At 69.8% G+C, this 12,831-nt stretch carries 12 protein-coding genes; 6 read left to right on the forward strand and 6 right to left on the reverse strand.

The annotated features are described in order from the left end of the window. The first annotated feature begins 28 nt into the window (after positions 1–28). Positions 29–1,783 carry a Xaa-Pro dipeptidyl-peptidase gene (locus ACQPZX_RS30115; protein ID WP_433362317.1) on the forward strand — a complete coding sequence of 585 codons (1,755 nt, stop codon included), beginning with the start codon at positions 29–31 and terminating at the stop codon, positions 1,781–1,783. On the opposite strand, the gene ACQPZX_RS30120 is transcribed toward ACQPZX_RS30115, so the two are convergent. Continuing rightward, positions 1,780–2,784 carry a hypothetical protein gene (locus ACQPZX_RS30120; protein WP_433362320.1) on the reverse strand — a complete coding sequence of 335 codons (1,005 nt, stop codon included), beginning with the start codon at positions 2,782–2,784 and terminating at the stop codon, positions 1,780–1,782. The genes ACQPZX_RS30115 and ACQPZX_RS30120 overlap by 4 nt on opposite strands. Further along, complete coding sequence (locus tag ACQPZX_RS30125) at positions 2,781–4,103, reverse strand: FAD-dependent monooxygenase (protein ID WP_433362323.1); 1,323 nt, start codon at positions 4,101–4,103, stop codon at positions 2,781–2,783. Before ACQPZX_RS30125 ends, ACQPZX_RS30120 begins: the two co-directional genes overlap by 4 nt. Positions 4,104–4,169: 66 nt before the next feature. Between ACQPZX_RS30125 and ACQPZX_RS30130 the strand changes: the two genes are divergently transcribed. Together ACQPZX_RS30130 and ACQPZX_RS30135 are read left to right on the forward strand one after the other, a co-directional pair. After that, positions 4,170–4,727, forward strand: a complete 558-nt coding sequence (locus ACQPZX_RS30130) for a GntR family transcriptional regulator (protein ID WP_433362326.1) — start codon at positions 4,170–4,172, stop codon at positions 4,725–4,727. Positions 4,728–4,767: 40 nt separating this feature from the next. Next, positions 4,768–6,780, forward strand: coding sequence for a DHA2 family efflux MFS transporter permease subunit (locus tag ACQPZX_RS30135; RefSeq protein ID WP_433362328.1), 2,013 nt, complete (start codon positions 4,768–4,770; stop codon positions 6,778–6,780). On the opposite strand, the gene ACQPZX_RS30140 is transcribed toward ACQPZX_RS30135, so the two are convergent. From ACQPZX_RS30140 to ACQPZX_RS30150, 3 genes are all read right to left on the reverse strand, one after another. After that, positions 6,755–7,231: a hypothetical protein gene (locus tag ACQPZX_RS30140; RefSeq protein ID WP_433362331.1), complete on the reverse strand. Its 477-nt coding sequence runs from the start codon at positions 7,229–7,231 to the stop codon at positions 6,755–6,757. The two genes, ACQPZX_RS30135 and ACQPZX_RS30140, sit on opposite strands and share 26 nt — an antisense overlap. A 140-nt stretch (positions 7,232–7,371) precedes the next feature. After that, the gene (locus tag ACQPZX_RS30145) at positions 7,372–8,082 is read right to left on the reverse strand and encodes an alpha/beta fold hydrolase (RefSeq protein ID WP_433362333.1); all 711 of its coding nucleotides are present in this window, start codon (positions 8,080–8,082) and stop codon (positions 7,372–7,374) included. Further along, positions 8,082–9,032 carry an alpha/beta hydrolase gene (locus ACQPZX_RS30150; protein WP_433362336.1) on the reverse strand — a complete coding sequence of 317 codons (951 nt, stop codon included), beginning with the start codon at positions 9,030–9,032 and terminating at the stop codon, positions 8,082–8,084. Before ACQPZX_RS30150 ends, ACQPZX_RS30145 begins: the two co-directional genes overlap by 1 nt. 128 nt (positions 9,033–9,160) lie before the next feature. Between ACQPZX_RS30150 and ACQPZX_RS30155 the strand changes: the two genes are divergently transcribed. From ACQPZX_RS30155 to ACQPZX_RS30165, 3 genes are all read left to right on the forward strand, one after another. Next, positions 9,161–10,042, forward strand: coding sequence for an RNA polymerase sigma-70 factor (locus ACQPZX_RS30155; RefSeq protein ID WP_433362339.1), 882 nt, complete (start codon positions 9,161–9,163; stop codon positions 10,040–10,042). Between the two features lie 61 nt (positions 10,043–10,103). Beyond that, entirely contained in the window at positions 10,104–11,447 is a 1,344-nt protein-coding gene (locus ACQPZX_RS30160) for an NAD(P)/FAD-dependent oxidoreductase (protein WP_433362342.1), read from the forward strand. Beyond that, a complete protein-coding gene (locus tag ACQPZX_RS30165) occupies positions 11,431–11,799 on the forward strand; it encodes a siderophore-interacting protein (protein WP_433362345.1) in 369 nt (122 codons plus the stop codon). Before ACQPZX_RS30160 ends, ACQPZX_RS30165 begins: the two co-directional genes overlap by 17 nt. 50 nt (positions 11,800–11,849) lie before the next feature. Here the strand turns inward: ACQPZX_RS30165 and ACQPZX_RS30170 are convergent, their stop codons facing one another. Then, positions 11,850–12,590, reverse strand: coding sequence for an SDR family oxidoreductase (locus tag ACQPZX_RS30170; RefSeq protein WP_433362348.1), 741 nt, complete (start codon positions 12,588–12,590; stop codon positions 11,850–11,852). Positions 12,591–12,831 lie beyond the last annotated feature (241 nt).

Here is a 12,831-nt window from a genome sequence, read left to right on the forward strand (position 1 = left end):
GATCGACAAGCGGCTATATGGTGAGCCGATGCGCATCGTACCGCTGCTGGCTTCTTCCCTGCTGGTGATCGCTTTCGCGGCGCCGGCCGAAGGAGCCACGAAAACCGAAACCCTTCCGGTGTACGACTACAGCCAGGCCATCCGGGAACAAGTCTGGGTGCAGACCGCTGTGGACAGTGACTCCGACGGCCGGCCCGACCGGGTCGCCGTGCGGATCATCCGCCCCGCCGGCGCGCCCAAGGTGCCGGTCATCTTCCAGGCCAGCCCCTACTACGCGGGTCTCAACGACGTCCCCAACCACGACGATGTCGACCGTGCTCTCCGCTTCAGCCGGGCGGAGACCGTCACCTTCAGCGGCTACCTCGACAATTATTTCGTCCCGCGCGGCTACGCGGTCGTCTTCGCCGACAGCCTCGGCACCGGCGGGTCGGACGGCTGCCCCACCTCCGGCGGCCGCAACGAGACACTCGGCATGAAGGCCGTGGTCGACTGGCTCAACGGCCGCGCGAAAGGTTTCGACGCGTCCGGCGCCCCGGCGCGGGCGGACTGGTCGACCGGCCGCACCGGCATGATCGGCGTCTCCTACAACGGCACGCTGCCCAACGCCGTTGCCGCGACCGGCGTGCGCGGCCTCGAGACGATCGTGCCGATCGCCGCGATCTCCAGCTGGTACGACTACTACCGCGCGAACGGCGGCGTGGTCGCGCCCGGCGGTTTCCAGGGCGAGGACACCGACATTCTCGCGAAAGCTGTCCTCACCCGCGCGAATCCCGAGGTCTGCGCCGACGTGATGGCACGCCTCGAACGCGACCAGGACCGGGCCACCGGCGATTACAGTCCCTATTGGGCCGAGCGAAACTATCTGCCCGACGCCGGAAAGGTTCGGGCCAGCGTTTTCGTGGTGCACGGCCTGCACGACGACAACGTGCGCACCCAGCAGTTCGGCCAGTGGTGGGACGCCCTCGCCGCGCACCACGTGCCCCGCAAGATCTGGCTGCATCAGGGCGCCCACGCCGACCCCTTCAACCTGCGCCGCGACGTCTGGCTCGACACCTTGCACAAGTGGTTCGACCACTGGCTGTACCACATCGGCAACGACGTCATGCGCCAGCCGGCCGCCGATGTCGAGATCGCGCCCAACGAATGGCGGACGTCGCCAACCTGGCCCCTTCCCGCGAGCAGGGCGGTTTCCCTGCCTCTGGGCGGCGGCTCACGCCAGGCTTTCGTCGACAACCCCTCCCGTACGCCGGAAGAGCTCGCCGCCGACGAAAGCGCGACCGATCCCAATCGTCTGGTCTTCCGCACCCCGCCGCTGCCGGGGGAAGCCCGGCTCTCCGGGACCGTCGAGGTCACCTTGCGCGCCGATGTCGCCGGTAAATCGCCCTACCTGACGGCGATGCTGGTCGACTACGGCGAGGCGACCCGGTACGCCGGCACCCGCACGCTGGCCGTGCAGGACTGCATCGGCCCCGGCATCGAGGGCGACCCGGGCTGCTTCAACCGGCGCGAGTACGTCACCGCCACCACGCCGTACGAGATCGTCAGTCGCGGCTGGCTCGATGTGCGCAACCGATTCTCCCCCGCCGTGACCACGCCGATCGTGGCCGGCAAGCCGTACACGTTCCGCTGGAAGCTCCAGCCGGAGGACCACGTGTTCGCGGCCGGGCACCGCATCGGCCTGGTCGTGATCTCCACGGATCGCGACCACACGCTGCGCTACCCGGCCGGAACTGTCGTCGGGGTCCAGCCCGCGCTGTCGCGGGTGGTGCTGCCCCTCGCCTAACGGACCTTTACCACCGCGGTCCGGCCGGTGCTGCCGGCGAAGAAGTCGAGGTAGCCCGTCACCGACACCTGGAAGTAGCCGGTGCGCTGGGCCGTCGTCTCGGAACGGAAAGTGCCGTCCGCGGCAATCTCGACGTTGTTGTAGCCGTAGGCACAGCCCGTGTCGTCGCAGGTCTCGATCCACAGGCCGGTCTGCGGCGGCGCGGGCGCCCAGCCGTGCGCGCCGAGCCTCTCGACCTTGCCGGTGAGCGTGATCGGGTCACCGACCTTGGCGTGGCGCTTGTCGGCCCGCACCCGCACCCGGGTCTGCTGCGGCGTGACGGTGACGGTGTAGCTCGTGATGCCGGTGCCTCGGGTGTACGGCGAGCCGCTGTCGTAGAAGAAGTCCATCGTGTTGAGAGTGCCGGCCATGGTGAACGTGCGGCTGAAAGCGCCGTTCGCGTCGGTGACGACCGGGTCGCCGGCGTTCATGTAGACCCAGTAGTTGACCAGCGCGCCGGCGAGCGGGCGGACCTCGCCGGTGCCCGGCCATCGGCCGCGCAAGACGCCCGAGACGGTGACATCGCGGTGGTCCCAGTCGATGGCGGGCCGGTCGGCGGTCAGATCTTCGACGGTCGCGTTGACGTAGTAGATGAGCCGCTCACTCGCGGCGGCGACCGTGCCGTCGTCGGCGGTGACGGTCACCTGCGCCTGGTAGGCGCCGGGGTCCATGACGACCGGGCTCGACGTCACGTAGCTCACCGAGGTGCTGGTTTCGTACTCGAGAACGAAATTGTCGGCGGCGCCGCCGGTCGCGCCGGTCGCCTCGTCGACGAAGTCGGCGTGGATCGACGCCACCGGCTCAGTGGACTCGACGCTGACGTGAACGACGCCGGCGTTGGTGTCCCAGTCGTTGCTGATGATGATCTGGCCGAGCCCGGCGGCCTGCGCCGTCGCGGGCGTGGTGCCCACGACCAGCGCGATCCCGAGCATGACGGCGACTGGTGGTGCCCATTTCCTCATCGGTACTCCCCCGTGCTGTTGACAAAAGCGGCGGCGTCTTCGGGCTTTCCGGCCCACCACACATAGCCGTCGGGCCGGACGATCGCGGTCGTGCCTGGTGAGATTTCGAGTGTCGTGGGACGGCCGTCGGGCATGGCGGCGACGGGAACCCGGGTGCCGGTCAGCGGGTGCGCGTCGGGGTCGGCGGGCGGGTAGTGCACGTCGATGGCCGACAACCGCCGGGCAATTTTCTGCGACATCTCCGGCAGCGAGCCCATCAAGTCGCTCAGCAACTGTCGCAGCGCGAGGCCCTCGGCGGTGGTGGCGGTGATCAGGGCGGTCTGCGCCATCGTGTGCCGGGCGACGTCTTCCGCCCAGGGCTTGCGCTCGGTTTCGTAGGTGTCGAGGAAAGTTGCGGGCGCCCGGCCCCGCACCACCGCGGCAAGTTTCCAGCCGAGGTTCATCGCATCCTGCAGGCCCAGGTTGAGGCCGACGCCACCGGCCGGGAAATGCATGTGCGCGGCATCGCCGGCAAGGAGCACCCGGCCGGCGCGGTAGGACGACGCGACCCGGGTGGCGCTGTCGAACTGGGTCATCCACTTCGGAGAGTGCAGGCCGAAATCGGCGCCGGAGATGCGGGATGCGGTCTCGCGCAACTCGTCCAGCGACAGCGCGCCTCGTCCCGCGTGCTGGCGCAGCGGGTCGTAACCGGCGACGCGATGGAAGCCGCCCGGCATCGGGGCCACCATCATCGCGCCGTTCTCGTTGACCACGTTGAAGCCGGGAGCGGGCGGGCTGTCGGCGACCACATCGCCGAGGTACGAGTAGAAAGTGGCGTCGGTGCCGGGAAAGTCGATCCCGGAAAGTTTCCGCACGGTGCTGGCGGCGCCGTCGGCCCCGATCACATAGGCCGCCCGGTATTCGGCGTCGGCGCTCTGTACCCGTACGGAATCATGGTCTTGACGGAGACCGACGGCCTGGACGCCGCGCACGATGCGCGCCCCCAGCGCCAGCGCCCGGTCTTCGAGAATCGCCTCGGTGCGGTCCTGCGGGAAGGACAGCACGAAAGGGTACGGCGAATCCAGGCCGGTGAAGTCGACGCGTTGCTCAAGGAACCCGAAATGCCATCCCGGCAGGCGCACGCCGTTGTCCAGGAAAGTTTCCGCGAGGCCGCGCATGGCGAGCAGTTCCAGAGTGCGCGCGTGCATCGCGACGCCCTTGGTGATGTCGCCGCGCTCGGCACGCTGCTCGAGAACTGTCACGTCCACGCCGGCCAGCCGCAGCTCACAGGCGAGAAACAGCCCGACCGGGCCCGCGCCCACGACAACGACTTCTGTCACGTTCGTCGATGATAGGGGCGCGGGTGCGTACTTGTTGTCCCTGGGCACGCCAGCGACCATCGAGCGATGTCGACCAGCGGGCCGCCGCCTTACCGGCAGATCGCCGCGGGTCTGCGCGACCAGATTCTCGACGGCAGCCTTCCGGCCGGGGCGAAACTTCCGTCCCAGAACGAGCTCGCCGCGCGGCATCACGTCGCCCGCGCGACCGTGCAGTCGGCGCTGCGCACGCTCCGCAACGACGGGCTGATCACAGCGCGTAAGGGCGCCGGCCATTACGTCACCGGCGGCCGGGAAGCCGCCGCGCCCGCGGCCGACGGCAGCCGTTGCCCGGCTTTCTTCGAGCTGGACGCCGAGCAGCTGGCGTGGCTCGAGCTCTTGTCGCGCTCCGGCGACGACGTGACGCGGGTGCTGCGCTGCGAGCTGGAGTACGACCATGTCGGTCCGCACGCCTGCCTCGGGCGCCGCACCCCCGGTGACACGGAGTGGTGGGTGCTCTGGACCCTGCAGGCCTCCGAGATCGACCCGCTGCGCCTGTGTCCGGCCAAGAGCGATCCCGGCGACAACGGGTGCCTACTTTTCCGTCGGCACGAGGGACGCCACTCTCACGGCGCCGGTTACTGGTAAATCGCCCACCTGACCCCGCCGAAGCAGGAAAAATCGGGATGTGTCCAGCTCCGAAGCACCGGTCCTGAGCCGGCGCCAGATCAACACGGTCTTCGTCGCGATCCTGCTGGGCCTGCTGCTGGCGGCGCTCGACCAGACCATCGTGTCGACCGCGCTGCCCACGATCGTCGCCGACCTCGGCGGCGCCGGGCACATGTCCTGGGTCGTCACCGCCTACCTGCTCGCGGAAACTGTCGCGACCGTGCTGGCCGGGAAGTTCGGCGACCTTTTCGGCCGCAAGCTCGTCTTCCAGGTGAGCACGATAGTTTTCGTCGGCGGCTCGGCGCTGTGCGGTCTCGCCAACGACATGATCTTCCTGATCGCGGCGCGAATCGTGCAGGGCGTCGGCGCCGGCGGCCTGATGGTGACCGCGATGGCGCTGATCGCCGACGTGATCCCGCTGCGCGACCGCGGCCGCTACCAGGGCGCGCTCGGCGCGGTCTTCGGCGTCACCACGGTCGTCGGACCCACCCTCGGCGGCCTGTTCACCGACCATCTGAGCTGGCGCTGGGCGTTCTACGTCAACGTGCCGGTCGCGATCGTCGTGCTCGCCATGTCGGCCCGCACCCTGCCGTCCCGGCGCGCCGAGGGCCGCCCGATCATCGACTTTCCCGGCATCGCGCTGGTCGCGGCCGGCGCGTCCAGCCTGATCCTCGGCCTGTCGTGGGGCGGCAACCAGTACGCCTGGGACTCCCCGACGATCCTCGGCCTGTTCTCCGCGGCGGTGGTGTTGCTGGTCAGTTTCGTCGTGGTCGAGCGCAAGGCCCGCGAGCCGATGCTGCCCATGCGCCTGTTCGGCAACTCCGTCTTCACCGTGTGCTCCACGCTCAGTTTCATCGTGGGTTTCGCGATGCTGGGCGCGATGACTTTCCTGCCCACCTACCTGCAATACGTCAAGGGCGTCTCGGCGACCGCGTCCGGCGTGCGCACGCTGCCGATGGTGGTCGGCCTGTTCGCGATGTCGATACTTTCCGGAAACGTCATCAGCCGCACCGGCCGCTACCGCGTCTTCCCCATCATCGGGGGCGCGGTGATGGCGCTCGGCCTGTTCCTCATGTCGACGATGCATCGCGGCACCAGCGCCTGGCTGGAGTCGCTCTACATGTTTGTGCTCGGCCTCGGCATCGGCCTCTCGATGCAGGTCCTCACGATCGCGGTGCAGAACACGGTGCCGTATGCGGACCTGGGCACGGCGACGTCCGGCGTGACGTTCTTTCGCACGCTCGGCAGCTCGTTCGGCACGGCGATTTTCGGCACTCTTTACGCCAACCACCTCGCGCCCGCGCTCGCCAAGGCGCTCACCGGCGCCGAAGCGTCCACCGCGAGCGCGGCGCAGAATCCCGAGTTGCTCCGGCAATTGCCGCCGGTCACGGCCGTTCCGATCATCGACGCGTACGCCCACAGCATCGACTACGTGTTCCGCTGGGTCGTGCCGGTCGCCGTGCTCGGTTTCGTCGTCGCGTTGTTCCTCAAGGAGGTCCCGCTCCGCGGCAGCGCCCGCGCCGCCGCGACAGATGTCGGCGAGGGTTTCTCGCCGCCCGCAAGCGACGACCGGCTCAGCCAGCTGGAACGGGCGGTCAGCGACACGATGCGCAACCGCGGTCCGGATTTTCGCGAACATGTTCTCGCCGAGTCGGGCACCAGCATGCCTCCCGGCCAGGCGTGGGCGGCCGGCCAGACCCACCTGCACACCCGGGTCCGGGGCCACGCCCACCTGCCGTCGATCGCGAAACGTCACCGCGTCCCGCACGAGGTGATCCAGCCCGCGTTCACCGAGCTCTGCGCGGCCGGTTACGCCGAGCAGGAGGGCGACACCGTACGGCTGACGCCCGCCGGCCAGGAGCAGCTGGGACGCATCCAGCACGCGTGGCGCGAGTGGCTGGACGCCAACCTCGACGACATCACCCTGGCCGGGCCGGAGGACCGCGCCCTGCTCGACAAGGCGCTGAGCAACATCGCCGGAAAGCTCGTCGACGACGAGACAAGTTTCACGTCGACACCCAGTCCTCGGTAGAGCGAAAGCGGTCCAGCCCGGCCGCCGCGAACTCGTCGATCGCCGCGCCGCGGTCGACGCCGAGCCAGCGCAACACGGCGTTGATCGCGCGGTCCGGGCGCGGCGGGGCCACGACGTAGTGGTCCTCGGCCTCGCCGGCCGCCGTCGCCGTGAAGGACGGGCCCCACGCGGCCTCGCCGCCGCGCCAGCCCATCGCGGCGTGGAAACCGTGGCCGCCGAAGAACTCGCAGTGGACGTAGGCGACCGGCCCGCCCTTCGAACGTTGTCTCGCCCACTCCGCGACATTGACGCCGAGGTCGTAGAACCCGGGCACGAAAGTTTCTCCGGGCCCATCCATCACCGACTCGACGATCGCGGGCGTCAGGGGAAGCAGAACCAAGCCGGTCGCGACCACCGCCAGGTCCTCCCCCGGCGCCGGGGCGAACAGCAATGCGTGCAGGGTCGCGGCCACGGTCGCGAAGGTATCAGCCGCGGATGGCGACCGACCGCCGAGTGGCCGGAGCCCCGAACCGGGACTCCGGCCACCCCGGCCGCGGACACCGCGGCCTCAGGAGGGCGCCGGCTGCGGCGCGGCCACCCGGAGGGCGCCGGCTACTGCGCGGCCTCGAGGATCGTCTGGGTGACGGCCTCCGGCTGCGAGACGCTCAGCGCGTGCGAGGCGCCGGCGATCTCGCGGACGCCCTTGGCGCCGGCCCGCTGGGCCATGAAGCGGTGCAGGGCGACCGGGATGTTGAGGTCCTGATCGGCGAAGACGAACCAGCTCGGGATCGACCGCCACGCCGGCTTGTCGGTGGCCACGTTGCCGGTGAGCGCGGCCTGGGTGGCCGGGCGCTGGGTGTGGTACATCAGCGCGGCCTCCTTCACCGGCACGTCGGCGCAGAACTGGTGGTGGAAGGCGTCCTGGCGGATAGCGAGCTCGTTGCCGCCAGTGCTGACCGGGTAGGCGTTCAGGGCCTCGCCGAGGGTGCTGCCGGGAAATTTCGCGGAAAGCTCGAACGCGGATTCGCCCGTCTCGGGCGCGAAAGCACACACGTACACGAGGCTGGTCACCGACTCGAGGCCGGCCGCGGCCTCGGTGATCACCATGCCGCCGTACGAGTGGCCGGCGAGCACGACCGGACCGGGGATCGACTTGATCACGTCGCGGACGTAGGCGGCGTCGCCGGCGAGGCTGCGCAGCGGGTTGGCGACGGCGACGCTGTCGTAGCCGGCGCCGTGCAGGCGCTCGATCACGCCGTTCCAGCTGGCGGACTCGGCGAACGCGCCGTGGACGAGGACGACGGTGGGCTTGGTCTCGGACATCAGTTGCCTCCCAGGGCCTTACGAAGGATGGAGATGGACTGCTCGACGGCGCCGGTCGTGGCGGCAGTGCCGCGAACCGGGTTGAGCATCATGAAGTCGTGGAGCGTGCCGTTGTAGCGGACGGCGGTGGTGCGCACGCCGGCGGCGGTGAGCTTGCGGGCGTACGCCTCGCCCTCGTCGCGCAGCACGTCGTTCTCGTCGACGATCAGGAACGCCTCGGGGAGCCCGGCGAGGTCGTCGAGGGTGGCCCGCAGCGGCGACGCGGTGATCTCGCTGCGCTTGTCGGCCTCCGGCAGGTACGCGTCCCAGAACCAGGCCATGCTCTTGGCCAGCAGGTAGGGCCCGTCGGCGAACTCGCGGTAACTTCCCGTGTCCTGACCCGCGTCGGTGACCGGGTAGTACAGCGACTGGTGCACGAAGTGAACATCGCCGCGCTGTTTCGCGAGGATCGTCACCGCGGCGGTCATGCATCCGCCGACCGAGTCGCCGGCGATCGCGAGCCGCGAGGCGTCGAGTCCCTCGGTGGCGCCCTCTTTCACGATCCACTGCGCTGTCGCGTACGCCTGCTCGATCGCCACCGGGTAGCGGGCCTCCGGCGACCGGTCGTACTCGACGAAGACGACCGCGGCGTTCACTCCCACGGCGAGCTCCCGGACGAGCCGGTCGTGGGTGCCGGCGTTGCCGAGGATCCAGCCGCCGCCGTGCACGTACAGGATGGTGGGGAGCGTCCCGGTGGCGCCGACCGGCTTGACGATGCGGACGCGTACATCGCCCACCGCGGCGGGCACAATGATCCACTTCTCGTCGATTTCCGGTTTTTCGATCGGAGCGGCCTGGAGGTCGTCGAGCAACTTTCGCGCGCCGTCGACTCCCAGCTCGTACAGAAATGGGGGTTTGCTTGTCGCGTCGGCAATCTCTTGTGCCGCCGGTTCGAGAACGTGGTCCGTCATTTGTCTGCCCTTTCTGACGTCTCGCTAGGCCAGACCGCGGGACTCGCGATTCTGTGACAGGTCATCCGGCGTGGCCCGGGGCACACTGGTGATCGACTGCGCGGCGGGCGAGGATGGGGGTCGGCGAGGTGGGGGGAGACGAGGGCATGGTGGGGGATCTCGACGAGGCCGCCAAGATCTTCACGGGGGTGCGGCCGAGGCTGTTCGGGATCGCGTACCGCATGCTCGGCAGCGCCACCGAGGCCGAGGATCTGGTGCAGGACGTGTGGTTGCGGTGGCAGGGGTACGACCGCGCCAGGGTGGAGAACCCGGCGGCCTTCCTGGCCACGACCACGACCCGGCTGGCGATCAACGAGTTGCAGTCGGCGCGGGCGCGCCGCGAGACGTATGTCGGGCCCTGGCTCCCCGAGCCGGTCGACACCACCGCCGACCCCTACCTGGGCGCGGAGCGGGGCGAGGCGCTCGAGTTCGCGGTGCTCATGCTGATGGAGAAGCTGACCCCGACCGAGCGGGCCGCCTACGTGCTCCGGGAGGCCTTCGACTACCCGTACTCGCAGATCGCCGACATTCTCCAGTCGACCGAGCCGGCCGTGCGTCAGCTGGTCAGCCGGGCCCGCAAGCACGTCGCCGGCGAGCGCAAGGTCCCGGTTTCCGAGGTCATGCAGCGCGAGTTGCTGGCAACTTTCCTCGAGGCGGCGCGCACCGGCGACCTGGCGGCCCTCGAGAAACTTTTCGCGGCCGATGTGGCGAGCATCTCCGACGGCAACGGCGCGCGGAACGTGTCGCGCAAGGTCGTGGTGGGCGTCGAGCGGGTGGCGAAGTTCATCGCGGCGTTCGCCAGCTGGTACTGGGAGGGCGTGGAGATCCGCTGGGTCAGCGCGAACGGGCGGCCCGGCGCGGTGATGACCCGCAACGGCGAGCTCCTGGGCCTGCTCACGCTGACCGCCTCGGAGGACGGCATCGACCAGCTCATGTGGGCGATGAACCCGGAGAAACTTTCGGCGATCTGATGTCACAAATTCGCGGGCTGTCCGGTCCTAGTAGGTGACTGCTAGAGAACAGGGGTCACCCGTGCGGACGATCTTGGTCGTTGGTGGCGGCTACGCCGGCTTCTACACCGCCTGGAAACTCGAGAAGAAGCTTCGCCGGGGCGAGGCGCGCGTCATCGTCGTCGACCCCCGGCCGTACATGACATATCAGCCGTTCCTGCCCGAGGTCGTCGCCGGCTCCGTGGAGGCGCGGCACGCCGCCGTCTCACTGCGGCGGCACCTGCGCAAGACCAGGCTCGTCACCGGCACGGTGACCCGGATCGATCACGCACACCGCACGGTCACCGTCCGCCCGCCGGTCGGGCCGGAGTTCCCGCTCGACTACGACATCATCGTGGTCACGGCCGGTGCGGTGACCCGCAAGCTCGCCGTCCCCGGCATCCCCGAGAGCGCCATCGGCATGAAGCACGTCGAGGAGGCGGTTGCCATCCGCGACCGGCTGCTGACCGCTTTCGACCAGGCGTCCACGCTCTCCCCCGGTCCCGAGCGGCAGCGGCTGCTCACCGTCACGTTCGTCGGCGGCGGGTTCTCCGGCGTCGAGGGCTTCGGCGAGTTGCTGGGCCTCGCGACGGCGCTGGTCAAGCGGTACCCCGAGCTCAGCGCCGACGAGCTGCGCTTCCACCTGGTGGAGGCGCGCGACCGGATCCTGCCCGAGGTGACCGACAAGCCCGGCGAGTGGGTGGTGCGCTCGCTCGAGAAGCGCGGCGCCCGCGTGCACCTCAACGCGCAACTGGTCGACGCGACCGGCGGCCACATCGTGCTCTCGACCGGCGAGGAGTTCGACTCCGAGCTGATCGTCTGGACCGTGGGCAACGGCGCGAACCCGATGGTGCACAACCACACCGACCTGCCGATCGACGCGCGCGGCATGCTCGTCGTGCGGGCCGACCTGCGGGTGGGCACCGACGACGCGCCGGTCGAGGACGCGTGGGGCGCCGGCGACGACGCCGCCGTGCCCGACCTGGCCGCCGCGCACCACGGCGCCTCCACGGTGCCGAACGCGCAACATGCCGTCCGGCAGGGAAAGTTGCTCGCGAAAAACCTCATCGCCACCCTCCGCGGGCGCCGGACCAAGCCGTACGTGCACCACAGCCTCGGCACGGTCGCCACCCTCGGCCTCGGGCGCGGCATCTTCCAGTACCACCGCCTGGTCATCAAGGGCTTCCCGGCCTGGGTGATGCACCGCGGATACCACGTGCTGGCCGTGCCCACCTGGGAGCGCAAGGTACGAGTCCTGGCCGTCTGGGCGACCGCCGCGTTCTTCGGTCGCGACATCGTCTCGCTCGCCTCGGTGCAGCATCCCAGGGACGCCTTCGTCACGGGCGGTGACCTGGTTCTGTCGGCCTCCGATGCCCCACGTTCCTGATGAGCTTGTCCGCCGGCTCGCCGACACCTGCGTGCGGGGCGACCTCGGGGCCCTCGAGGCGCTCCTGCACGGCGAGGCCGTGGCCCACTGCGACGGCGGCGGGCAGGTGCTCGCCGCCCTCCAGCCGGTGCACGGCCCGGCCGGCATCGCCCGCCTGATCCTCGCCCTGCTCTCCGTCCGGCCCGGTGTCGAACTGACCGTCGAAAGCGTCAACGGCCGTGCCGGCCTGGCCCTGCGCCAGGACGGCACGGCCGTGGCCGTGATCGCCGTCGCCGCCCAGGCCAACCGGATCACGACCGTGTGGATCGTGCTGAATCCCGTCAAGCTGCACGGCTGGCACCGTCCGCGGTGAACGCACGAAAAGGGCGCCGGAAACCCGGCGCCCTTTTTCGCGAGACTGTCTTACTTCTGCGTCGCGAGCCACTCCCGGAAGGTGGTGGTGGACAGGACCGCGTCGGCCGGCGCGGTGAGCACGTCCCCCGGGGCGGCCGCGAACATTCCGGCCGTGTTGTCGATGACGACCTCGCGCTTGTCGCCCTTGGCTTCCAGGATGATCCGGCCCAGCTCGTCGAGGGTGAAGACCTCCGGGCCGCCCACGTTGTGGATGCCGTTGAGCGGCTTGCCCACGCTGACCTCGGCCACCGCCTTGGAGATATCGGCCGACGCGATCGGCTGGATCGGCGTGGCCGGCAGGCGGACCGTCTTCTCGTCGGCGGTCCAGGTCAGGACCGACGGCATGAACTCGAAGAACTGCGTGGCGCGGACGATCGAGTAGGGCACCGGGCCGGCCTCGAGGATCTTCTCCTGGAGCACCTTGGCGCGGTAGTAGGCGAGGTCGGGCACCTGGTCGACGCCGACGATCGACAGGATGACCGCGTGGCCGACCCCGTCACGCTGCGCGGCGGCGAGCATGTTGTCCATGGTCGTCTGGAAGAAGGCCGGCGAGGCGTCGTCGAACGTCGGCGAGTTCGTCAGGTTGACGACCACATCGGCGCCCTTGAGAGCCCCGTCGAGGCCCGCCCCCGTCAGCAGATCCACCCCGTTGGACGGCGACAGGGGCGTCGCCTCGTGCCCGGCCGCAGTGAGAATCTTGACGACCTGCGACCCGATGAGCCCGGTCCCGCCCAGGACGGCGATGTTCATGACTTCACACCCTTTCCAGCAGCCGTTCTGCTGTCGCCAACTAAGACCGGACAGCCCACCGCCGTGTGACAGCCGAATTCAGAAACTTTCCCGAGTACGAGGAAGGCACCGTCCCCAACCACAACACGACCCGCCCCCGCCGCTGCGGCCCGGCCGGCTGCAACACCGGGCCGTCCCCGGCCACCGGCCCGGCGACCGGCCCAGACCCGCAGTCACCGCCTCAGCGGGCGCCGCTCGGCGC

It is taken from the genome of Actinoplanes sp. CA-142083 (assembly GCF_050942195.1).
Classification (GTDB): Bacteria; Actinomycetota; Actinomycetes; order Mycobacteriales; family Micromonosporaceae; genus Actinoplanes.

Coding starts and splice junctions, on each gene's coding strand:
- ACQPZX_RS30115 (WP_433362317.1), top strand. CDS start 29: ATGCGCATCGTACCGCTGCTGGCTTCTTCCCTGCTGGTGATCGCTTTC.
- ACQPZX_RS30120 (WP_433362320.1), bottom strand. CDS start 2,784: ATGAGGAAATGGGCACCACCAGTCGCCGTCATGCTCGGGATCGCGCTG.
- ACQPZX_RS30130 (WP_433362326.1), top strand. CDS start 4,170: ATGTCGACCAGCGGGCCGCCGCCTTACCGGCAGATCGCCGCGGGTCTG.
- ACQPZX_RS30145 (WP_433362333.1), bottom strand. CDS start 8,082: ATGTCCGAGACCAAGCCCACCGTCGTCCTCGTCCACGGCGCGTTCGCC.
- ACQPZX_RS30150 (WP_433362336.1), bottom strand. CDS start 9,032: ATGACGGACCACGTTCTCGAACCGGCGGCACAAGAGATTGCCGACGCG.
- ACQPZX_RS30165 (WP_433362345.1), top strand. CDS start 11,431: ATGCCCCACGTTCCTGATGAGCTTGTCCGCCGGCTCGCCGACACCTGC.
- ACQPZX_RS30170 (WP_433362348.1), bottom strand. CDS start 12,590: ATGAACATCGCCGTCCTGGGCGGGACCGGGCTCATCGGGTCGCAGGTC.